Genomic DNA, 26,276 nt, shown 5'->3' on the forward strand with positions numbered 1-26,276 from the left:
ACATCGCTGAATAGGTCACCACCGGGGCTGCTGCATCTGTAACAGTAAATGGAGTATTGAAGTTATTGTAGCCATTACCTGAGGCATCCAACAGGTTCGCACTTCCTGAATAATCAATCGTAGGAACGCTATCAGTATTGTGAATACCTACCTCATTGAACGTAAACACCGCTACGCTATCCACTCCACTTGATACTGCTGTGAGGGTTCGACCACTAAACGTAGCTCCCAGCACAAAATCCATCGTGCCATCCGCGCCATTCACGATCGGCTCACTGAAGTATACCGAAATCGAATCAAGCTGACCATTCCCGTCATTGTCGTGGGTATAGGCCTCTGTAATCACTAAGGCTGCACTGTCATTGGCAATCACAGTGGTGTCGACCAAAATATTCCCAGCCAAATCTTCAAATTTCGAAGGATCTAAAAAGTCAATAGTGGCTACCGAATCGGTATCAAAATAGGCAAGCTCTGTCAACGCAAACTGAACAGTATCCTGCTTCGTAGAATCCATGGAGAATACTGAATAGCCGTTGATTCCAAAATCACCAGCCGTAAAAAACAACCCACTACCAGTCTTCAGGTTTTCACTAAACACCACCGACATACTGTCTATCTTGCCATTCAGATCAGCATCAAACATCGCGGAATAGGTCACAACCGGAGGTACGCCATCTGATAAAGTTTCTCCAGAAACACCCGCATTTGTTTCGACTGCAATTGCATCTTTAATCGTACCGGCTGTAATGATCAGATCATTTGCTGAATAATTCGTTGGAACAGGAGCTGAAAGAGTAACGGTAATGACGTTGTTCAATATGGTTGCAGAGGTAAAGGATTTACCATCTACAGATAACCCCGTCAAAAATGCTGCTTCACTCACACTGAATGCAACATTAATATCGTAAGTGATTTCAAAGGTCGTGGTTGTCTTCATTACTGCGGACTGAAAAAGCGGCGTTGCAGCCTTTGCGCAGTTCCATCCTAACACAACTAATAGACAAAGTAAAATTCGTTTCATATAACTAGGCGGTTATGACCAATGTAATATTCTAATTATTCTTTAAATGTTTCTAAATGCGAAAAGGCGCCAAGCGCCCCTTGCCAGCACTTACAAATTAATCTTTCAGTTCACCGTTTCTATTCAGTCTTAGAAGACCTAGCATGGAAGTACCGCTACCGAAATCGATCGTTGCAGCGACTAAAATATCTCCATCAGGTAAAGTTATGGCGGCCCTGGCCTGATCATTTCCGACTGTGGTTCCATAGTTTTGATCGAACCCTTCGATATGGCCAGACAATGGACTGACCCTCATAAGCAAGATTTGCTCAAGTTTATTAGCCCCCGCAGTTCCCTCTCCTGTGGTTTCCCTAAAATTTGGGATACTCCCCAAAACCATCAAGTCGTTATATATTGTTTTTGTCAATGCCAATGCCTGACATGGTAAAGAATAGTCGGTCTCAAGAACATTGTTACTATTGGCCACCATATCTCCTGATGGTGTTATGGCCACATGAAATCCTGCCATTTGACCATTTACCCCCGTGGTATATCCCACAATTGAGTAACCCAAGGACGATTTTATAGCCGCTGTGGGCGTTTCATCGGCCCCCGACACTGAATTGTTAATTACGATTCTTGGAGCATTCTTATCTGAGGTGCCTAGTGAATTAGTTTCAATGACGTAAACGTTGCGACCATCAGCACCTGCTTCAGTAGACCCTACTATCACCAAGCTTCTATCAGCATTTTCAAACAAAGCCAATGATTCCTCATCGCCAAGATATCCGTGTGATTTAGACCAATAAACCTCCCCCTGATCATCAACTTTGGTAAGATATATTTGGTATCCCCCATCACTCACTGGATCTCCTGCAAAAGTTTGTCTGGAATGTCCCAATACCACAAACTTCTCCACACCATCTGTTTCAGTAGTTCGAATGATATCTGTGGTAATTACATTCTCAAGCAGATTAAACCTGGAAGAGTCAGAACCAGTGCTTATTATATTCAAATCTGCATCAATTTTACACCAGGCTCCTTCAAAGAAATCTAAACCACTCGCATCTCGTGATTGTATGTATCCTACGAGAAGAAATTCGTCAAGTCCTGTGGTTGAATTGAAACCTAACGGCTTCATTTTTAAGGGAATATCTGTAGATCCACTCTTTAAGTCATAAACCTCTGAGGCAACTTCATTACCCTCAGCATCCACTTTTAACAAGTAAAAATCCTGACTTTCCGACTGGATATTGGATCCCAATATGATGATCTCACCAGTTGAAGTTCTTGCTAAATCAACTGCTTCATTTGTTCCTTGTCCATAGTACTTTACAAAGACCTCCGTGGGAGCAGGACTATTCTCATCTGAAGGAGTACAACTCCAGATAAAGCATAATAACAGAGTATATAAGAAAAATTGCTTCATATGGCCGTCAATATTCTTTTAGTTTTTTAGGACTATATATGGAATGTGTATACCCAACTGAGAATGAAATGAAATTCAACGAAAGATCTGACTCCACGTACCCCAAATCAAAAGTTGATTCAGAGTTCGTATAACGTTCCTCTCCGTTCACATAATTGAGCCTACTGTTGTCATACCTGGCTTCAATCGTTAAAAAATGCGTTTTCAACCGGTACTTAACTCCAAGGCCTCCAAAGAAAGAATAATTAACCTTATTGACCTGATTTGAGGCCAGGAGATCACTTGATGTTTGAGTGTAGGCTGTACCTCCTACTCTGGAAGCAGAGGTATAACCAGCAGACAGCAAATAATCAAATGCTCCCCCAGCATAAACATAGGGTAACCATTTCTTATCTCTATTACTGTATCCTAAGGTGTATCTCGCCAATAAAGGTGTTCGCAGGTAGACTTGTTGATTGACTACCGAAGTGCTCAAATCTTGTTGATTCAAATAATTATCCACATTGTATTTCGAAAGCCTGAATTGCCCTCCGAACCCAACTTCAAAACCATTCTTAATATGTCTTTCAACCAACAACTCACCCCAAAAACCTATACCCAACCCTCCAATACCACTCAGCGTAGTAGAATCATTCAACGCATAAGAGCTTTCGCCGCTTTCAGTTTTCCCATTGTAAAAAGACGGAGCAGCCACGGTATTTTGTGTTCCATAAACGCCAATGATCTGAGGATCCGATGAATTTGCTCCAAGTCTCAATGAAATACGGAATACAGGTGATGTTCTGTATTGACTATAAAGGAAGAATAGTTCTGCGGGATCTACCTGAGGATTCAGACGATGTTCCGGATCAGCCTTTAATAATTCAATAAGAGCTCCTTCCGCTTTAAACTCCTGATCAGTAAAAATGTAGACCAGGGTCAGTAGTTTTCTAGCCCTTACCTCCTCCTCACTCGAGAATGCATCTGAATCCAGGCAATCCCTTATCTGGTTAGGTATCCCCAAAAGTCTCCCCGCTTCATAATCATCTTCAGCTTGATTGAGCCTTTGGGTGCAAGTTTGAGCATATATTCCCAACATTGCCAGAGAGCAAATCAGTGTCAGTATAATTTTCTTCATAGACTTATTCGATTTCGTCACCCTTATCCAGTCCATCACAGGTGTATTCGTATGGTATTTGCTCAAGATCACCTACATACTGTCTCCACTGAGTCTCTGACATATTTGCAGATACCAGCCCACAGATTCGCTCTGCGTAGGCATCTGGTTTAGTCTCAAAAACTCTGATAATTCCATCAGCAGAACCAGTGGCAAACTGCTGACCTGATGGGTGAAAATCTAGTGACCAAACCCAATCTTTGTGATCATCAAAAACTGTCGGCAGATCATAAATATTATTCAAATCCCACATTCTGGCAGTCTTATCTTTGCTAGTAGCTGCCAAAAGATCATCGTCCGGGCTAAAATGAATATCAGAAATAGGTGAAGTAAATCCGGTTAGTTTAGGTCCCCATTGCTTCTTTTCAACCAAATCCCAAATAAAGAGGTCTCCTTTATCATCACCAAAAGCGAGTTTATCAGCCCCATTACTAAAATGAAGTGCATGTACCGCCGGGCTACCATTTTTTCGATAAATATTTCGGGATGGGTAATCGGTCCCATTCAGGTCAATAATCATCACTTCACCACTTTCCGTACCCGCTGCTAAAGTCTTTGCATCAGGTGAAATGGCAAGGGTCTTTGCTCTTGAACTGGTCTGTGCTATTTGAACCGTTTCCTTGGTTCTCAGTGAATGCAAAAGTATCCTACTGTCTGCACCTGTTGAGATAAAGCTCAGATTATCTGGAAGGAAAACAAGATCATAGACTGTACCGCCCACATGTCCATTAATACTCACAGGTTCCGAGTCTCTATTCTTAAGATCTACAACCAAAATGTGGTTATCATCAGTACCAAGAGCAAGATAGCGCTCATTTGGGCTTACATTGACCACCCGGTTCACGTGGTTCCTATGAAAAATTTCCACATAGGTTCTTTTTCCACTGGCATAATCCCACATCAGCAAACGCCCATCACTACCAGCCGAATACATTCGCTTTCCATCTTCTGAAAACACCACAGACCTTACAGAAATCTTCTCCTCAGTCACTTGAGAGGTAGTCACAGGTAAATGTCCATGGTATTGATTGAGTACCGAATCTCCATTATTCTTGAATACCTTCTCTCCATCATCATTGACGGAGTATGTGCTCAAAACACCTTCGAGCCCGGAATAAACCCCGGCATAGATATCCCCATTGTATGGCTTATTCGGGTCACCATATTGCTGATAAAAATCATATGCTTGCTTAGCTACAACCGCTTTCAGTTCTCTTTCGGGTATATTTCTGGCCTTAATAGCCATTGATTGAGCAACAGATTGAAGCCTAAGTCTATCAGCATTATCTTTAGCCACGAGTGCCTCTGCCTGAGCTTGTCTTGCCTTTTCCGCTTCTATTTTCGCCTGCTCTGCACTTTCCGCTGCCTCAATCTGTGCTTCTTCTGCAGCCTGCCTCTGTTTATCAGCCTCAGCCTTTTGTTTCTTAGCTATATCAGCTTGCAATTCGGCCTCTATTTTGGCTACTTCGGCTTCCTTTAAGGCAGCCGTTGCTTTATTCTCTGCTTTCCTGGCCAGAGCCGCCTGCTCTTCGGCTAACGCCGCTTGTTTCTCTGCATCATCGGCATTCTTCACCGCCAATTCCTGCTGAACCTTGGCCTCTTCTGAAGCCTTTTGAGCTTCGTTGGATTTAATGTTTGCATACACTACAAAGAAAATGGACACCAATGCCGCTGCTCCAAGGATAATCGCACTAAGGCGCATCCTTTTTACCTGACGCTTCTGCAACAGTTCTTTATTTCGTTGCTCAGTCACATAGGCCTTTTCGGAAGTTTCCAAAAAGACCATAGTTCTCTCAAATGCCGGATTATAACGCTGACCCCATATCAAAGTAGGACGATTCTCCTCTCTCCAGTTGATCGCTAGTTGTAAATCAGGCATTTTCCACAATGAAGCTTTACCTTCCTGAAAACGTTCAGCTGCTTCAGAAAGCTTCAAATACATCTCAGCTGCCTTGGACTCCTCGTCCAACCATCTTTTCAGCCTGTCCCATATCCTCATCAAACTCTCATGAGAAATATCTATAACTGTCTCCGTATCCAGACGCACCCCATAAGGTGGCATTAGTAATGACCTTCCGGGCTCTCTGAACTTTTCTACCACTCTAGACACCTCATCCTCGGTCACACCGGCTATAGCTGCTATGGTTCCCAATTTAGTAGGCCTCCGAATCCCCTGATTTTCGTTGCCTCGTTCAGTAAGCGACTTAAACATCACCTCACATATCTCCTTCTCTCTTTTAGACAGCGAATCATAGGCCTCGTTGGCGTGCTGTGACAATGCCTCCCTAAGCGTACCAATAGCATTATAGTGCCTTAGGTCCATGAGTTCATTGGGCTTTCGGGTATCTACCCAATTGGCCCAAGTACGCATTAGTGCATGCTGAAGAATAGGCAACTGATCAGGATTATCACCCACATCATTGAGCAGTTGCTGGGTGAGACGTGGTGCGATCTTGCCGCCTCCTACAGCCACAGGTCCTTCTATAGCCACTCTCTTCTGATCCCTTGTCATTTGCGGAATCAGGTAGTGTGAGTCATTAATCATCTGCGTCAAATCAGGGAATTTTGCACATTCCCCAATAAAATCTGAGCGCATGGTTATAGTGATATAAATTGGCTCGTCAAACTGGTGTATTGCCTCCAGAAGTAAATTGACAAAAGCTGATGACTCATCCATATCGGAGGTAGCCGCTTCCAGCTTTCGAAACCTGAAAAGTTCCTCAAACTGGTCAATTACGATCAGCATATTCTGATCATTGTCCGTTTTGAGCTGCTTAATCACCTCGACCAAACCAAGGGAACTGCTACGCAAAACGGTACCTATAATCGTTTTCTTGATAAGTTTATCTTCTTCTGAGAGGTTTGAATATTCCTTATCCTTAATCAATAGGGCTTCAGCAAGGTTGTCAATTGGCCCACCACCGGGACGTGCCACGACCACTCTCCAGTTGGAACCCGCCTCGGTCATAAACCCTCCCACAAGACTGGGTACTAAACCGCAGTACATAAATGAGGATTTTCCCGAACCGGAAGCTCCCAGTATACCAACAAATTTATTCTCTGCCAGTTTTACCAACACCTCGTCGCTTTGACCTTCACGGCCAAAGAAAAGGTGCCCTTCTTCAATTCCAAAAGGTCTTAACCCAGGAAATGGATTAATTAGTTCAGTGATATCTATGATATCCTGAGCCTGACCTTGTGTGAGATTCATGTCTTTGTCGCTCATTTTATTTTTCTAGTTTGGTTAGAAAAGGCTTAAGATGTTCTGGTTTGAAGCCACCGTTCATCCCCAGAACCATGGCTTTATTCTTCTTATAGTGCTCTAAATCGACTTCCTTCTGACCGTCAAAATACACGGCCTTTGCTTGAAGCTTTTTTTCACGCCCAAATCCGGGAGCCTTAAGTAGATCCTGGAGTTTTGTTTTAATCCATGCCTCTTTGGCACTTCCAAAATAGATAATGGAAGCATCGCAGCGCCTCAAATTCTCCTGATGGATGTATCTAATGTCTACTAAATCACCCTCGTAGCTAGGAGAAACTACCTTAAATCCTGACTTCTCCAAAAACTCCTTCAGTGGTTTGGTTTTGGAGGTATCCATCTTATCTTGTATCAAATAAATGATTTTTGCATTTCCTTCTTCCTCATGCGTATACCCCTTGATTTCACGTCTATTCTTATTAAAGCGACCTCCTGTGACCAATTCTTCCCTAATAATCGCTTTCAATTCTTGTAGGGTAATTTGTAAAACCTCCGCTTCTTCCAAAGCAGCAGCATCACTCTTCAGGTCCTCAATAAATATCTTCTGCCTTTCCGTGACATTTTTCAAGTCTGGTGAAACCCAAATAAGACGACTAAATGGTCTTTTATCCTTAGCCGTTTTGTTATATTCCACCATCTCATAGGTATGATTGGAAGCGATTCTATTCTGTATGTCTACCACCGACAAATCAGATCCCTTTGGTTTATAACCATAATCCTCGCCTATCAGGTGAATAGATAACCTACACTTATGTAGGTCTTCTTTAACCATTTGCTCCAACTGTCCGACCTCTTTTGACAAGGTGTGTTGAGGCAACACTTTATATCCGTGTCGAATCAATTCGCGTTTGATGATGTCTCGCTGAATCACCATATCAACTCCAGTACTGGCCAGATACACGGTTTTTTCCATTGGGACCACTTCGGCTGCCGTTCCTGATTTTCCAGATAAATTGGATTCCAAAACATGATTAATGTCGTAGGCCATATCCACAAGCTTCATCCAATATGACCGCTCTGCATCACTTCCGAAAAATCGCTTGAACTCCTGAGCTTCTCCAGACAAAGGATCCACCATATAAAAGTCATAGGAAATGAGGCTGTCCAAATGAGGAAGGACCTTATCCTCATTGAAAGGTGCTTTATGTACTTTGAATAACCTGGAAACTCCTTCTATTATCAGACGGTCGTTGTTTTTCACATCTTCTGCATGCTTATCCAGCCGTTGAATCAGGGCTTCATTCTTAATGAATGCAGGGCTGCATACCGCGATGATGACTGCAGCTTTCTCTATTTCTACTTGTTGATAATTGGATTCTGAAACCAACGTCACTTCAGGGCTTTCTCTTGAAATCTGAGAAAGCAGGGTTGATAAAAACTTATGGAAATTAGACACCCAACCTTTCAGACCTCCCTCTATTGGCTGGTTATCTTCTTCTGAGAAGCATAAAAGTATCTCTTTATTAAAATCCATTTCTTTTTGGTTAGGCGGTCATCTTTAAGTTACACACTAAGTAAAATATCGGCTATTTCCACTTCCTCTTCCTCAAATTCTACCCGATTCAAAATATTCAAGTACGCTTCAATAATTTCTATGTGTTTGGACATAAGGTCCAATAGTTCTTCTTTTCTCAGTACCAGGAGAGTACATCGATTTCTCGTTAATGCTGTATACTCAAACTTGTTTGTATCCAGTATCAATTCATGTCCCACAAGTCCACCTCTTGATTTTTGATCAATCAAAACGTCATTCTGATAGACATCCACATTACCTTCTACCACAATATATACCGGCGTATTTCCTGATTCTCCAGCATCAACCAGGGTAGTTCCCTCATTTAACCTGATCTCATCCAACTCCTCCGCGATATAGGTAATCAATTCACCTGAAACACGCTTAAACTCAGGCACTTCCTTCAGAAGTAATACCCGTTCAATCAGTAATAACTTTTGATGATAGTCCTCGCCTTCACCCTGAAAGACTGGAGGAACGATAGCCTTATCCAACTCCTTCTTGACCCCTGACTTCAGTCGTTTCGTATGAAGATGGTAAGCACTCTGATCCAGCTTATAGATAGTGTAAGCCGCTGTTTCGAGTAGCAAATGATCTGGATTAAATAAATTGGCAATCAAATCGTCGCTCACCTCCACTCCAGTCATATTACTGATTCGATAAAAAGCCAAGGCCTTGGTATATCTGTTCACCCGGTTGTAATCCCTATTGATAATCTGCAGCAATAGATCATAATAGGATTCAAAATCTTCAGGAGGGTAGTAATTCTGCAGCTTAGCAAGGCGATCGTCTACCTTTAATTCATCCATAACTGGAAGTAACTTTGGCTTGAGCTCCTCTTCCACAAAAATATCCAGCATTTCCACAGCAAAAGTGATACTATCTGTAGTGCCATCCTGGATATTCTCTCTAACCAAGGTAACGTTCTGGGGATCATAGATCATCGACAACAGCATAAAGATGTTCTCATAGTTTTGCTTATCCTCCTCTCTGAAAGCATCCCTGATCATCATATCAATCTCGTTCTCTTCTGGAATATCCAATACGGCCTTTATATTCCATGCTATGTCTCCGATTTCGGATTCAATCGCAATCTTGATACGAGCAGCTTGAAAATCACGAGCGGCAAAGCCAATGTAACTCAGTGACAATAAAATTTCAGATACTATTTTCTTGTCAGGAAAATCAATTTTCTTCCATAGTAAATCGATAGCAGATTTTCCTCCGATTCTCCCCAATAATTGAACAATCCGCAACATGGTAGCCTTATACTGACCCGTCTTATAAAATGAGGTATCGATAGCGTGGAATGCAGCCTCACCCGAGTGCGTCAGTGCTGACATAGCAGAGTTTCCATAGGTAGCCAAATGTAGGTTTTCGACCAAATTTGGCCATATTTCCGGCCTTCTAATCTTACCTGCGGTAGTCATTGCGGCAATCCTCACCCGTGGATTAATGTCTCTTAAAAGTTCGGATAGATAAGGCAAAAACTTGTCTTCATTTGACTTAACTAGGAGTCTTGCCCCTTTGATTCGATCCTTCGCCTCAGTGGATCTCACCAACTGACGAATGCTAATATCATTTAGCTCATAGGCTTCAGCAGCTTCAAGATTCTTTACACAGGCGGTCGCCGCTTTCAATACAGCTTCATCACCTTCTGTTTTGATATCTTTTCGAATAATATCTAATGCCTCGAACACCAGGTACTCATCCAGTTTCTTGTAAGCATACTCTCTTACCTTACTCATTCTTGAGTTCAATAAATCCAAAAGTGTGAACTCAAATTGTATAGGCTCCAACTTTTCAAATATTCGAAGCCCGCTGATCACTCTGTCTGAATTTTTGGAACTGACCTCACTCCTGATCACATTGATGGTGTTCTGTTCGTTTCTAACGCCCTCACCTTTGAGGGCTTTTTTCTGTTCGGTCAGAGTTTTCTGAAGAGTAACTTTGTACTGAGAAAAGAGCTTCCCAGACAAATACACCACCATCCCTGCAAGACCAAGAATGAGGTATGAAAAATGGATGAGTTCGAAAAACACCAACAACCCAAGCGCGATTTGGGCAGCACCTGCCAATAAAGTAGCCAACTCGTTAACCACTCCTTCAATTCGCGTCTGAATATCAAAACGTATCTTAATATCGATAGGCAAAAAGAACAGTTTGAAAGCCGGATTCTCCAAAGCATCTTTAAGCGAAGCTGTAAATGCCTTTGCACAGGCTGTAAACATGAAGAAAAGGATAAACTCCTCTGTCTTCACCTGATACCCAAAAATATGACCGGCAACAATGCCACCTATTGTAAATAAAATAAGAATCAGTGGCATGGTCATCAGAGCCACCTTCAGCCCGAAACGTCCAATAATGATATCGTTAACAAAACTCTGAATGAGAAAGCTCATAATCATGACCGTCCCACTAAAGAAGGATAAGAAATTGGTCAACTCCTGCTCATCAGGATACATGATCTCAGTAGCCGAGTAAAATGTGTAGTCAACGAAGACGCTTGCCCCCATTGAAAAGATAAGAAAAAGCGAAAGCAACCTCAGGTATGGGTCCTTAATCAAATCGAAGAAATTAACTTCTACAGGCTTAACATCTCCTTTCTCAACCTTAGTAGCTTTATTAACATTGAAATCTCTGATAATCCAGATGGTAAAAAAGAGTACCCCAAAGGATGAAATTGCGGATACAAAGAGGAGATCATATGTAGAGTCAATGAATGGGAGCTGAGTGATAAACGGTATAGAGAAAAAAGCAATAATAGTGGCGGTCAAGGCTCCTGTATCAATTCCTCCAATAATTCTTTTGGAAGCGCGTAAATCAAACACCCGACCAAATATCCCCCAGAACCCGAGCAATGTTATAGCAGTGATCGGACCAATCATAACAAACATGATAAATGGCAAAATTTGGAAACCTCCCTCACTTCCATCGTAGCTCGTCCACTCAAAGGCGGCTCTCATTACCGCCATAAAAGCGAAAATAAGGAAGAGATTGACGACTACAAGCGAAGAGTAATTGACCCTTTTTTGGAGATAAACAAATAGCACCGTTGAGATGATACCCGCACCACCAGCTGAGAAAAAAGCGACATCCAAATAAGGCTCACCAAGAATATCCAAAAACAGTGTCTCTGAACCAATTTGATAGGTAGCGAGAAATATACCCATGAAAAAACCCATGCCCAATAACAACAACATAGGCTTCTCTTCACCGGGTTCTCCCCCAAGAAAAGCTAGAAACGACTTTATCACAATAGCTATATTTTAATAATGTATTGATATAAAAATACCAATAATATTGGTCGTATTCAATCAAAAAATAAAAAATTGACTTTAGTCTTGTCTAGGGCTGTACTCCAAACTTAAAACTATTTGATGAGAATAGTTGCAATGAGAGACCCTCAAAATAAAAGATACCAGAAACTGGGTAGGGCTGGCAGAAGATAAGAACGTAAGGTGCTATATTATCACAACTATAGGTGGGTAGATCGCTCTATCGTCAGCTTGACAGGGGTTTTGCGAGATTTATGTCCGTGCTGAGTTTACTTTTTCTTTGACTTGTTACTTTCCCTAATCGTACTCATCCCTTTTCTCTGAAGCTGCACATCGTATTCAAACAAATAAGCTACAGAAAGTGACAAAGTATAATTTCGATACCGGAAATTCTCTTGATAAGTTTCAAAAGAGAAGTCTGGATTTCCATTAAATCCCATATTCGAATGTCCGAATGAATGCCTCAAATCGACCAATACTCGTCCGCCTGTGGTTACATCAAAGTAAACACCCGCTCCTACCTGAAGACCGTACTGAAAGCGATTGGCCTGAGGAACAGCTCTGTGGTTGGTCTCTCCTCCATTTTTTGACTTGAATTCAAAATCATACGGCAACGGACCATCCAGAGTCCTCGCTTCGTTAAATTCATCCAAATATATCTCCCCGGTTCCCCCAAGCCAGTAACTAAGCTTCGGGCCACCTGATATATAATAATAGGTAGGCTCCCTTCCAAAGTCCCATCTCAGCGAAAAAGGAACAGACAAATAGTTGTAAACCGATTTGCTATATACTTCTATGTCACTACCCTCCTTCTCGGTAACCTTTCGGTTTATTCTCTCATAAATGAGCTCGGCCATCACGGCATATTTCTCAGAAGCCTGATAGATCATCATAACGCCGCCTTGAAGTCCATAATCTGTGCTCACATCAAATGAATCTGACTTATAGGTAGATTCCTGATAGATAAAGTCTGTACGATGCCCCCCCACCTTAGGCCCAAACCAGTACTGGGCATTTGCCCCGGTCCAGCATAATAAGTATAAGACGACTATGAAATATTTGATCATGGAGATAACACTTTGAACGTAATAATACGAAGATCCTCAAACACATTGCAAGGTAAAGTACCAAAAAATATAGAGAAACTACAGTTCACCTATTTACAATGAGTTAGCAGATTTAAGGCGCTTGTTTAAAGCAAAACGATAAATATTTAATATTTTAGCTAAGTTTTGTATTCATTTCGTCTGTGTCACTGAAAATCAGACAGGAAATTTTAAAAGTTCAAAATAGGTGTATGAAAAAATTTCTGTGGGTTATTCTGTTGTGCTTTTCTCAGTTTGCAACTTTTTCGCAACTGCTCCCAAAAGTCTACAATCAGTTTTTCATGAACCCCTATATCTACAATCCTGCCTATGCAGGCGTAGAAGGCCATACGGTACTCTTTGTAATGCACAAAGAACAATGGGGCGGAATTGATGGTGCTCCATCACTCTCTCATGCCAATTTTCATGTGCCGTTAAAAGGTGGATTAGCATTTGGGGCAATGGTCTATAATGAAAGGGCTGGCTTGTATACTCAAAGCGCTGGAAAAGTGACCGGAGGTTACCTTGTAAGTATTGACAGGGAGCATTTCATCAGATTTGGGTTGTCCCTGGGAGCAGGGAATAATAGCCTCAACTTCGGAGAATTTGATTCACCTACGGATCCCGCTTTTCAGGGGTTATTGACCAATGAGACCTTCATGGTTGGAGATTTTGGTATGGCCTATCATTTCGGCCACTTCAATGTCGGCGTGTCATTACCCTCTCTTTTCGGTTATGACCTATTCACCACGGAGAGTGCCACCCCCATGCATGTAAGACCTCATGACAACCTTCTATTCAAAATTAACTATCGTGGACACCTGAGTGACAACATTGCCATTGAGCCACACCTTATATACAGGTACCACTCCTACCTGGCCAATCAGTACGAGGCCACTGTTATCCTTCACCTGTTACACATTGTGTGGGTTGGTGCCAGCTACCGGCAAGACGCAGGTTTCGTGGGACTCCTGGGTGCCAAGTTTTGGGAAAGGATGGGGGTTGGTTATTCCTATGAATATGGAAACCCAAATACAGCGGCACTTCTGGGCGCAACACACGAAATTCATATAGGATATCATTTAGGCTCAAAAAAGGATCATGCAGAGCACGTATCCTCTTTTATCAAGAGTCACAGAACATCCGCAGAGGAAAGAGCCAGAGAGGCAGAACTTGAGCGTCAGAAGCAACTTCAGGCCCTGCAAAAAAGCAGACAGCCGGTACAGTCCAGCAAGGATGAAGATGAACTGGGTCTGCTCGCAGGCGCTAAAAAGGAAGAGCCAGTGAAGGCCGCTAATAACTGGAATTATGAAAAAGAAAATGAGCCTGTAGAACGCATCAATAAATTCGGCGAAAAGGAACGTGGAATTAAATTTGACAGGGTAAATGAACAAGGAGAAAAAGAAGTGGTATTCAGCTGGCTTCCCCCACCCCCACCGGGAGCCAAAGAGGAAACCTACGAAATCGCAAACCCTGACGATGAGCCCCTGATTCGCACAAGGCCCGACGGTAAAAGAGAAGCCGGTATCAAGTGGATACGAACCATAGATGGTGATAGAAAGGAGACACTCATTATCTGGGATGAAATACTCTCAGAAAGTGCGGCAGAGGCCATCGATCACAATCCAGCTGAAGCTCATGCTATGAAAGATGCCAAAATATCCATCAAAGCTGAAGTCCCAGTAAAAGAAGAACCAGTGGTAAAAGAGCCTGAAGTAGAAGTGGTTGAAGAGCAGCCTGTTGTAAAGCAAGATCCCAAAGTAGAACCTACTCCAGAAGAAAAAGTGGAAATCGCCAAGGGTGACCCAGAACTAACAGATGACTTCAGGCCTTTGGACGACTATGCAAAATCAGATGGGCATCAGGTAGCCAAAAGAGGAAATCATCTTCTCGAGCTTCCGGCTGGTAACTACGTAGTAGCAGGTGTTTTTGGAAGCTTCCAAAATGCGGAGGACCTAAGTGACATCCTTTTTGAGCGGGGATTTCATGACACCAAAGTTGGCTTTCTGAGCGCTCGAGGGTACTACTATGTGGTCATCTTCAATTCGAGCAATTTGCAAAGAGTCATCTCAGAGAAAAACAGAGTGAAGAACCTTTCAGGTTTGTCTAAAGTGTGGGTTTTAACGGTTAACGAATAATGAAATACCTTTTTAGTTTTGGATTGACGATATGCAGTTTCATTATTTTGGCACAGCAGCGTCCATTTGTAAATAATATAGATAAGACCTCTGGAACTGTAGGAGAAACCGTGAGCATTTCAGGTTCGGGTTTTTCTCCCGGCAACATGCAGGTGAATTTCGGTAGTGGTATTGCAGTCATCACCAACACCACGACCACCCTCATAGAAGTGACAGTTCCTTCTTCTGCTACCTATGGACCCGTTCTGGTTTTGGATAAATCCACGGGGCTTTCAGGTGCTTCCAGTCAAGTGTTTACTCCGAGCTTCTCAGGCAGTGGTTTTGAGGTGACTTCAGTAGGAAGCCAATTCGACTTCACCACCGGACAGCAGTACACCTATGACCTCTGCGCGTGTGACTTTGATGGTGACGGGCTTAAAGATGTGGCGGTAGCCAACAATACCGGTACCAGTGTGAGTATTTTCAAGAATGCTTCTACCCTCACCACCCCTAGCTTCACCAGAACAAATATCGCCAATGGGTTTTCTACCATAAGCACCGAGTGTGGCGATCTGAATGGGGATGGACTTCCAGACCTGGTATTCACATCCAATCAGGAAATCATATCCATTTACACCAATAACAGCACAGCTGGCACCATTAGCTTCACAAGAAATCAATTCATCCTGCCTAAACAAAATGATGGCAACATTCGAAATCCGAAAAGATTTAAGATCATCGATATTGATGGAGATGGTAAAAATGACCTGGTTGTTGGAAATGAGACCGACAATATAATTTTCATTTATAGGAACATATCTACAGGAGCAATTATCACATTCGACACTCCTGTGAGCATTACAGTAACAGGAGCCGTGCATGCCAGTGGATTGGATGCCGGAGATATCAATGGAAATGGGCTTAATGATATTGTAACGATATCAGCTGCCCAAAATGATTTTGTTTATGTCCTCCAGAATGAAAGTAGCCCGGGAGTAATCAAAATGAGTCAACAAGTGTTGAGCAATACTTCTACACGCCTGAATGTGATTCTGGCCGACCTTAACATGGACGGAAAAAAGGAAATCGTAACTACCAGCTCTGTTTCCGACGAAATCGATATCTTTTTAAATTCTTCGACAATCAACTCTGTAAGCTTTGAGGCCACACCCATTACCATATCCAACACACAGGATGCCTGGGGTCTGGAGGCAGCTGATCTTGATGGAGATGGACTCACAGACCTTGCGGTAACTTCCACCTCAGGTGGTATCTCTATTCTGGAAAACACCACTACAGGAGGCACTCTTAGCTTTGATGTAAAAACCATCAGCACCAATGGAGGAAATAGGAATATTACGGTTTTTGATATCAACGGGGACGCCAAACCAGACTTTGCCACCACCAATAGAAGCGATGCCACATCATTTGGAAACCTTACGGTACTCCTCAATCAAAATTGCCTGGCCCCTACTATTGGCCCTTCTGATCTTACGTTCTGTGTAGGCAACGCCTTTACGCTATCTGCTACCAGGTCTTTGCAGACCACTTACAACTGGTCAGTATCCGCGGGGGATGCCACTATCAACACCAATGGTAGCAGGACTACCAGCGTGACGGTGAATTCTGGTACAAGTGCCACTATACAGGTAACCATTACAGCTAATGATGGTAGCTGTAATGATGTGGGCACTCAAACTTTTACACTAACCGGAGGCACTCCACCACCTGCCCCTTCTATTATCAATAGCACTTCAGGGGTTATCTGTGCAGGAGACCCGTTCACCCTTACGGCCACAGCCAACAGAGATGAGTACCTCTGGACCTTGCCAGATGGCACGGAAACTACACGAACTACCAATACCCTGGAGATCGCTTCAGCATCTTCTGTCAACGCCGGAATTTATCAATTAAGGGTGCTTCAGGCGGGCAGTTGTGTCAGTGAAGTTGGCTCCATTTCTGTGTCCGTGGACGAGCCACCTACCGTGGGTATTTTCAATAATGGTGCGGACGACTTCTGCGAAACCACCACAGTTGAACTGGAAGTGCCAAGCTACTCTGGTTTTGGCTTTCAATGGAAGAGGAACGGCACTGATATTAGTGGCGCTAACTCTAATACGTTTGTAGCATCCTTGTCAGGTGACTACACCGTGGCGGTCATTTCAGATGCCAGCGGATGTGACAAAGAAAGCTCAGCCTATACTTTGAATGCAGTGACCTTGCCGGTAAGCAATTTCTCCTCCGTGGATGAAATTTGCGTGGGAGTTGCCATTGATTTCAATGTCACAAGTACCGGACAAAATGGTTTTGATTTGCAGTATGAGTGGGATTTCGGGGATGGAACAACAGACGATCAACCGACAACCACCCATACATACAATACTCCCGGCACTTATGATGTAACCCTTAGCACCTCCTACGAAACAGTGGAGTCCTGTGCTGATGATTTCACAAAAACCATTACCATTTCTGACATTCCGGAAGTTGATATCATTTTACCAGAAGGCTCAGAAAAATGCCCACTGGACAGTTTAAGACTCGAACTTCCTCAAAACTATATCTCTTACAACTGGTCTACTGGAGATACATCTTACTTCACCTATGCCAAGACTGCAGCGAACGAAGAAGATGTCACGATTACCGTGGACATGGTTACTAATCTTGGTTGTGAGGTACAGTCTGAAGTGACCGTCTCTAACTACGCCAATTCAAGAGTGGGAATAACTACCTCAGAAGCAACAATAGTGGATGATACCGTTAATCTTGCAGATGGTGCCTCTACAATTTCTCTTAAAGCGCAAAATGGCTCGAGCTATAACTGGGAACCTTCGGAAATACTTGACAATACAACTTCTGAAACAGTTACCGCCTACCCTCGTGAGCGATACACGACAATCTCACTTACCGGACCTGATGCTGTTAACGGTTGTGAAACGACTGCTACCCTCGTAATAGAAACTCCCGGAGTGATCGCCAGAAAGACTTTCTCTCCAAATGGTGATGGTCTGGGGTACGACTGTTGGGAAATACTTAACACCAACAGCCTGGAAGGATGCACAGTCTATATCGTGGATCAAAGAGGTGCCTATGTCTTCAAAGGATCCTCTCCTTTTCAGGATAATTGTGTTTGGAATGGCAATCTCAACAACGGATCTACACAAGTTCCTGAAGGAATTTATTATTTTATTATGAAGTGTGATAACTCCAGATATAACATGACCGGATCAATTCTCCTCGCCCGGTAATCATCATATATTACAATTCAAATACTTATTTTGATTAAATCAAGAATATTATATTAATATAATCCAATAATATATTAATATATTTATGCATTGTTTTATTTATTACTTTTGGTTCGTCGATAATACCTTTTGGTTTTCAGGTCGTTTTCGTACATTGCCCAATGGGTTACTTACGCACGCCAGACTGTATTTATGCATAATTCTATCACCATTTTAACTATGAAAAATTACAGGAACCACCTCCTATCTTTCGCCATATTATTTTGTTTGTCGATTTCTTATGCCTTTGGTCAGGAAAATTGTACCAACGGCGTGGATGACGATGGTGACGGCTATATAGACTGTTATGACGGAGACTGTGCAGGTGGAGCCAGTTGTTCCGAATTCTATTTTGGTAACAGTGTATTGTGTGCAGAGGAGCCCACAGAGAATCCAACATTCGCTATCAGAACGGAATGGGTTTCTGATGACGAAACCGCTAATAGTCATGCTTTGCCAGCCATTGGGGACATTGATCAGGATGGCACTCCTGAGGTGGTGGTAACAAACAGGCAAGCTAGAACAGTTACTGTCCTTGATGGGGTTACAGGTCAAACAGAATTCCAAATTGGTCTCCATTTTGAACCAGAAAATGCAATTGTACTGGCTAACCTGGAAAATGACGATTGTGCTGAAATGATCATAGTTGAAAATGTGGGCAATGACATCATTGTTTACGACTGTAATCAGGTAGAAAAATGGAGGGGTACTTCCACCAGAAACAATATTGGCCTTCCGGCAGTAGCTGACTTTGACGGTGATGGTAATGTTGAACTCTATTATAAAAATGAGATTAGAAATGCCCTAACTGGCGCTATTTTGGTAACAGGTAGTGGCAACTGGGATAAGGATTTCGTTCATAGCCCTATTGCAGTGGATGTTTTTGGTGACTCAGACCTTGAATTGATCACAGGTGACGACATCTGGTCCGTAGATCTTGCTGCCGGTACCCTCACACGTGTAGCGGATATGGATACGGATCTAGCAGCAAGCGGATACTCGGGAAGCTATCACCCAAAATACTATTCATCCTGGGATGATCAATGGTCAGCCATCTCTGTAGCAGATTTTAACCTCGATGGAAATATTGATGTTCTGACTTCAGGGGCTTTGGGTTCAGGATATTGGAGTAGAACCTCGGTCTTTTTCTGGGATATAGCCAACGGCGAGGTAAAAGTATATCAGGATGCAGGAAACAACTTTGTACGCGGTACAGGACGTATCAATATTGGGGATACAGATGGCGACGGTTTTCTTAATGCCACCTATGTATCCGACCAGGTTCTGTACTCTCTTCACATCAATCCGGTAACCGGAGTTTTTGAACCCCTCTGGACCAAAGCGGTAAAAGAAGGGTCTTCTGGTTTTACTGGTTGTTCACTGTTTGACTTTGATGGTGATGGCGCCTTTGAAACCATCTACCGGTCTGAGTCGGCCCTTTTGATCATAGATGGTACCGACGGCAGCACGAGAAAGACTCTCCCCTGTATCTCCAGAACACAAGAAGAATACCCCATTGTTGCAGATATTGACGGTGATGGTGCTTCAGAAATATGTGTCGCCTGTTATACCAGCGATGCTACCCCTTTCAACCCTTATGAAAACACTCAGTATTCTCACATCAGAGTATTTGGTGCGGATGGAGAGGCATGGCAGCCGTCCCGATCGGTCTGGAACCAGCATGCATACTTCAACGTGAACATTAATGATGACCTGACTGTGCCCCTTAGTCAACAGGATCATACAGCTGTCTTCTCTAACGATATATGTACCACGGGCCCTAACCGTTTCCTCAATACCTTTTTGAACCAATCTCCATTTGTGGATGAAACAGGATGTCCATCCTATGTAAGCCCTGATATTGATCTGGATGGCACCAGTATCACTGCAACGGCATCCAACTGCCCCGCTACAGAGTTTTCTGTCTCTTTTGATATATCCAACACAGGTGATGCTGATATCAATGGGTCTTTACCTGTTACATTTTATGCGGGTGATCCGCTTGTCTCTGGTTCGGTAAAACTGAATACAGAGATTGTAATCATAACCAACTTTTTACAAGGAGAAATCCGAACTATCACTTTGGATGTGGATGGTATTGGTGGAGACTTTGATCTATACATTTCAGTTAATGACTTTGGTCAAACACCTCCAATCACTCCCTATTCTGCAAGTATCCCCGAATGCGAGACTGACAACAACATAGCAAGTGTGAGCGTTACGCACACCCCCTTTACCCTTACGGTAGATAAATTAAAGGACAACCAGAAATGTGATCCAAGTAAACCTGACAATGGACAAGCACAGGCGTATTTCGATGGAACCATTGGTGGAGGTGTAGAAACGGTTTGGTTTGAAGACTTTAATGACCCGGACCTCAACGGTGATAAAAATGATACATCAGGAGATTCCCAATGGTCTTCTTCTGCTGCTGGAACACCAACTTTTTATGGTGTCAACAACTCTGGGTTTAGAGTTTGGAATTCAGGTGGTAACAATGAAGATAAGCCAGTAACCTGGCTTTCTGAGGTTATAGACATTTCTGGTCACACAGATGTCACGTTTTCTGCAGACATGATTTCTGATGGGGACATGGAAGCATCAGGTAAATCCAGAGATGTGATGCGTGTCTATTACAAGCGCAACACAGATGCTGATTTCGTTTTGCTTTCAGAAGGCTATGGTGACTTTGAATACAAACAAGCGACTGTAAGTGGCATAAATGCCAATACACTTCAAATAAAAGTGACCATGCACTCCACTGCCAATGATGAAAAATTCACCTTGGACAATGTGAGTGTAACAGGAACAAGCGGCCCTACAACCAAAAAATTCACTGACGTAGATGGTTTTGAATTCTACTGGTATAATCAAGGTGACTTTTCTACGGTGCTGTTTAGTGGGTCTACCTACCCCACTATGGCGGATGGTAACTACTCCGTGGTAGGATACACCGTAGATGGCAACTGCTACTCTGACACCGTCAATCTTACCATTGATTTAGATGATGTTCCCGACTTTGAGGTACATGTTTATGAATTAAGTCCACTTACTGATTGTGCTGATCCAGATGGAGAGTTAAGAGCTTTTGCTTACACACAGACTGATGGTAGCGGCGATCCTCTTGACACCCTTGAAGTGGGTTATTCCTTCACATGGACATTGAGCTCGGATGCGGGTGGTACCACCATAGGTGCGGGTAGCATACTTAGTAATCTTGAAGCAATTGGATATTTTGTTGAAGTAGAATATACTCTTAGTGGATGTGTAATGACAGGATCAGAAGTGGTCTCATCTTCGCTCTCACAACCCCCGGTACCTGATGTATCGCTCACTCACATTACCACTTGCGGAGGTACAGGAGCAGCCAGTGCTTCCATTGGCGGTAACACTTCCAATTACGATTTCCAATGGTATGTTGGATCCACATTGAAACCTACTCCTGATTATACCACTGCCGCCATCAGCTCATTAGCTGCTGGCAATTATACGGTTAGAGCAATTGAAAAAGCATCGAGTTGTCCCGGTGACCCTGTAACGGTCACCATCAATGACAATTCTACGGGTCCTAAGCCAGTTGTCACGATTAATCAACATAATACCTCATGCGAAACCGGTGCTTCCAATGGATCAGCTTCTGCTGACGGTGATGGGGCCGGCACAACAAGTGGATATACTTTTACTTGGTATGTGGGTACAACCACTGCTAATGCCAATAAACTACCCGGAGCTGTACCCGGTTCCTCTGTAAGTGGAGCTACTGCCAGCGGACTACCCGATGGAATTTATAGTGTAACTGTTAAAAAAGGTGGCTGTACGGTCAAAAAGACATTTGAAATCCTGGAACAATCCTCAGCTCCAGAATTCAATTTTATCACCTCTGTAGATGCAGGGAGTGCCATCAATTTTAGCAACAAATCATGGATAGAAATTCCACAAGCCATCGCAGGATGGAAGGAAATTACCATCTCCTACTGGGTATACCTGGCAAATGAAAACTACCTGAACGATCACCTTATTTTTTCCTCAGGTGGAACAGGAGAAGATCAAGTAGTCCTTTGGACAGATAACACTGACGGATTGGCTTTTGTGGTAAAAACACAGGGAGACGGCTCCCGTGGAAGAATCAACACCAACTATAAACCAACGGGATGGACACAACTGACCGGAGTGTGGTCTGCCTTGACCGATTTAAATGGTGATGGCAATTTGGGTGATATGGCCATCTATGCAGATGGCGTATTGCTAGGTACAGACAATTACCTGGGGAATGGAAATGGCCTTCTGAACGCGGGTACAGAAATGTATGTCGCAAGGGATAGAAATCTGGGAACGAATAAGTTTGAAGGACGATTTGATGAACTGAGAGTTTTCAACAAGGCCTTTACGCCTCTGGAAATTAATGAAGCTGTTTGTGCGGAGACCGTGGGTACGGAGACTGGTTTAATTGTATACTACGATTTTGATGGGCTTTCTGATGTAAGTGATGGAGCTAGTATTCCAAACAGGGCAACAGGTGTTAATTCGAACGTGAATGTAAACACCGGCCAGTCAGGAACATTCTACAACGGTACTGTACAACTGCAGGCACAAGGGACTATCGCTTATGTTACATCGAATATTAATTGCCCCCTAGGCTATGCTCAAAACAATACCACTTGTGATCCCGCAAACCCCAATGGAAGCATGGATCTTACGGGAAAGGTCGACCCTGATGGTGGTAATTATGAGTACATTTTGTATGATGGTTATTCAACTGACACAGAACTTTCCACCATTACCTCACCCTCTAGTCCGATTTTCACTGGTCTGGCCGCTGGATTTTACACCATAGAGGTAATCGATCTGGATACAGACTGCTCTACCGGAACCCTGGCTTTTGCAATAGCAGACATTGTGGATGAGCCGTCCATCATCACCTCTATCACCGATGACTCAGGATGTAATGCTACCGGAACCGGACAAATTTTTGTTCAGGCCTATTCAGATAATTCTGAACCATCCTCCTATACATTCGAATTGTTCGATGGCGCCACATTGGATCCAGGCAGCTCTTTGGGGACTACCTCCGTTGCTAACGGCAATACAGGATTTACCTACACAGATTTAACGGATGGAACCTATAGAATACTGGTAACCAATGATGACATTCTCTGTGACTTCTACAAAGATGTAATCATTTCTGATGTTTCCACAACACCTACCATCAGCTCCATCACAGCCATCAACAATGTTTACTGTTCTTCCAACTCTGGCTTTTTAAATGTGAACATGCCAAGTGGAACTGACGGTGATTACACTTACACCTTTTATGCCGGAGAAACCACAAGTGCTCCGCTGATTGTGGCTGACACCGTTTCTGATGTCCTTAACGGACTGGCGGGAGGAAAATATACGGTTGTAGCGAAAAGCAAGCTTACTGGTTGCGAAACTGCTCCTCAAACCAAAACTATCATCGATGATCCGGCTTATCCGAATGTGGTCACTTCAGAGGTTACTCCAGCCACAGGATGTAACGCTACCGCGGGTGGTGGTTCTATTGAAGCTTATGTGCAGGATCCGGACAATCCGGGAATTACTTATATAGAACCTGATTATTCATTTCAGTGGTATTTGGGCTCTGTAGCACCCGGAAACGAAGTGGCTGCATCCAATGATGGTGACCAGAGCACCGCTACCAACCTTCCTAGTGCTACCTACTACGTGGTAGTTACTGATACAGAAACTGGTTGTGTCACTTCTACAGCCAATATCACCTTGAGTCAAACCCCTGTCAAACCTGTTTTGACCATCAATACCCTTACCCCGAATACGACCTGTGACCCAACGGGAACTACCGGCCCTACTGGTGGGGTTTCTGTCAATGTTTCTTTCAATGGCAGTGCTGTAGTTGACCCTGACGCCAGTGGTTATACATTTACCTGGTATGAAGGAAGTGGCACCTCTGGACAGAATATCACCGTAGATGGCACCAGCAACGGAAGCACACCGTCAGGTGAGTCTACTTCTAGCATTTCTAACATTACAAACATGACCTACACCGTTGTGGCTGTGGGGCCCAACGGATGTACTTCAGACCCGATTCAGGGTGTGGTAGCCTATTCACCAGCCAACCCACAGATCAACACTGTAAGTGTTTCCAATAATACCGTATGTGATGTGGCTTTGGCAGGGAATTATGATGGTGAAATTGTGGTTTCTCCTGTCACCGGAGTAGTATCCGATTATGAGTTCTTATGGTATGAAGGTGTAGGTACCGGAGGTACCCAAGTCACCAATACAACTACTAGTGATGATGTAATCAACGAAGCAAGTGCCTACTATCTGGAGGGCTCCCCTACCGGCAAAAAATATACGCTCGAAATGACCAACCTTGGCAATGGTTGCGTGAATGAGTTTAGCTTTGAAATAAAAGATGTACCCGCTCAACCAATCATAGTCCTCAGTGAAAGTGAAGTAAGAAATAACACTACATGTTCTGACTCCCCTAACGGATCTATTGTTGCAGCCATTGACCTGAACAATGCAGTGGTCAATGGAAGAGCCAATGATGAGATCTTTCAGAACATCTCTTCCTGTAACACCTCTGTTTTGGACAATGCCACAGAAGTAGGTGCCAACGGGTTTCAGCTCACCACAGAGACCAATAATCAATTTGGACGAATATGGTTAGGGGATTCCATTGATCTGGCTAAGCCACTCAGGTTAGATTTCAGAATTCTATTGGGAAGCAGAGATGCCAATGGTGCAGACGGAATAGCCTTTACCATGCACCGTGATCCAAGGGGATATGATGCCAGAGGTCGTGTTGGAGGCGACCTTGGAGTAGGTCAAGTCCTGGGAGGTGGCTCGTTTAACAAAATCCAACCTGCCGTGACGATAGAATTCGACACCTGGGATAATGGATCAAGTGACCCAAGTTATGACCACACCAATCTCTTCTTCAACGGAAATATTACTACGACCGAGTTGGGAATAAGTATGGGAAGCTTACCCCAGATTCACGCTTCTAAAACCAACGTGGAAGATGGAGATACGCTGGATGTTTCAATCCTTGTCACTCAATCGGGATCTGACCAGGTGTTTGAACTTTGGGTAGAAGGTTCACTGAGATTCATATATACGGGAGATGTAATTAATAATGTTTTTGGTGGCGAATCCAAGGTAATCGGAGGCTTCACTTCTTCTACTGGAGGTTCTGTCAATAATCAAGCAGTCTTTCTGGAACCTGTCCTTGGTGAATACGATTTTGCATGGACGGATAACCTTGGTAACTCCATTGGTGGAAATGTACCCTTTATTTGCGGTGTTGGACCGGGAGATTATACATTAACTGTTACCAATAGCTCCACGGGTTGTGTTTCGGATACCGAAACTTTCACCGTGGAAGACGAGCTTACCGCTATTGACGCAGAGCTGACGGTTACACAACAACCAACAGCGTGCTCGGGAGGCACTCCTGACGGAATTCTTACTGCTGTCATCAATAATGATGATGGTGGTGATTACTCCTTTAAATTCTATGCTGGTTCTGGAGTTGGTGCTGATGGTACGGAACTCAATGGCATAGACACCCTGAACCCTGTTCTCAATGGGCGTGCTGCAGGAATCTATACCGTCAAAGTAACTGACCTTCAGGATCCCGATGGTTCTTGTTATGCGATTGATGAAGTAAACCTGCTGGTTAACAAGCCTGTGGTTGCATTATCTGGAACAGCCTATGGAGTAACTGATTGCGGTACTTTGAGCAATGGTAGTTATAAAATCAATTCACTCACCGAAGATGGTATCCCTGGTAATGTTGGTGATTATGAGTTTGATGTATATGATGGAGACGGAGATTTCGTCAATACCTATACTTCTGACAGTATTACCAATCTATCAGAGGGAGGATATAGCATTATTCCGGTTAATCCAAGTTCAAATTGTGAGTTCAGTGGACATAACATTAACATTGGTGACGCCATTGTGCTTCCTTCGGCTACCCTCAACCCTATCGGGGCCGGATCTGAAACCAACAACAATACCGTTTGTGATACCACATACGTCACCAGCGGTAACTCTTACAATGGTGCCATCGAAATCACTCCGGATGCGGGGGTCGCTGCAGACTATACCTTCACATGGTTCTATGGAGCTTCTACCAATGCCGGAG

The 26,276-nt window shown here is 43.4% G+C and carries 10 protein-coding genes; 3 read left to right on the forward strand and 7 right to left on the reverse strand.

Annotation, left to right across the window (positions count from 1 at the left end):
- From GV030_RS20590 to GV030_RS20620, 7 genes are all read right to left on the reverse strand, one after another.
- The coding region (locus tag GV030_RS20590) for a hypothetical protein (protein ID WP_159585265.1) at positions 1-937 on the reverse strand (937 nt) is incomplete at its 3' end.
- A 181-nt stretch (positions 938-1,118) separates the two neighbouring features.
- Entirely contained in the window at positions 1,119-2,429 is a 1,311-nt protein-coding gene (locus GV030_RS20595; RefSeq protein ID WP_159585266.1) for a hypothetical protein, read from the reverse strand.
- A 7-nt stretch (positions 2,430-2,436) separates the two neighbouring features.
- Positions 2,437-3,546, reverse strand: coding sequence for an outer membrane beta-barrel protein (locus tag GV030_RS20600; RefSeq protein ID WP_159585267.1), 1,110 nt, complete (start codon positions 3,544-3,546; stop codon positions 2,437-2,439).
- Between the two features lie 4 nt (positions 3,547-3,550).
- On the reverse strand, positions 3,551-6,811 hold the full coding sequence (locus GV030_RS20605; RefSeq protein WP_159585268.1) for a hypothetical protein: 3,261 nt from the start codon (positions 6,809-6,811) through the stop codon (positions 3,551-3,553).
- A gap of 1 nt (position 6,812) precedes the next feature.
- The gene (locus GV030_RS20610) at positions 6,813-8,318 is read right to left on the reverse strand and encodes a DUF4062 domain-containing protein (RefSeq protein WP_159585269.1); all 1,506 of its coding nucleotides are present in this window, start codon (positions 8,316-8,318) and stop codon (positions 6,813-6,815) included.
- Between the two features lie 29 nt (positions 8,319-8,347).
- Entirely contained in the window at positions 8,348-11,614 is a 3,267-nt protein-coding gene (locus tag GV030_RS20615) for a cyclic nucleotide-binding domain-containing protein (protein WP_159585270.1), read from the reverse strand.
- Positions 11,615-11,904: 290 nt separating this feature from the next.
- Positions 11,905-12,702, reverse strand: coding sequence for an outer membrane beta-barrel protein (locus GV030_RS20620; RefSeq protein WP_159585271.1), 798 nt, complete (start codon positions 12,700-12,702; stop codon positions 11,905-11,907).
- Between the two features lie 230 nt (positions 12,703-12,932).
- Here GV030_RS20620 and GV030_RS20625 point away from each other — a divergent pair, with 230 nt between their 5' ends.
- The 3 genes from GV030_RS20625 to GV030_RS20635 all read left to right on the forward strand — a co-directional run.
- Positions 12,933-14,858, forward strand: coding sequence for a type IX secretion system membrane protein PorP/SprF (locus tag GV030_RS20625; protein ID WP_159585272.1), 1,926 nt, complete (start codon positions 12,933-12,935; stop codon positions 14,856-14,858).
- Positions 14,858-18,082, forward strand: coding sequence for an FG-GAP-like repeat-containing protein (locus GV030_RS20630; RefSeq protein ID WP_159585273.1), 3,225 nt, complete (start codon positions 14,858-14,860; stop codon positions 18,080-18,082). Before GV030_RS20625 ends, GV030_RS20630 begins: the two co-directional genes overlap by 1 nt.
- Positions 18,083-18,301: 219 nt before the next feature.
- A partial coding sequence (locus tag GV030_RS20635; protein ID WP_159585274.1) for a LamG-like jellyroll fold domain-containing protein occupies positions 18,302-26,276 on the forward strand: 7,975 nt, incomplete at its 3' end.

Source organism: Marinoscillum sp. 108, assembly GCF_902506655.1.
Classification (GTDB): domain Bacteria; phylum Bacteroidota; class Bacteroidia; order Cytophagales; family Cyclobacteriaceae; genus Marinoscillum; species Marinoscillum luteum.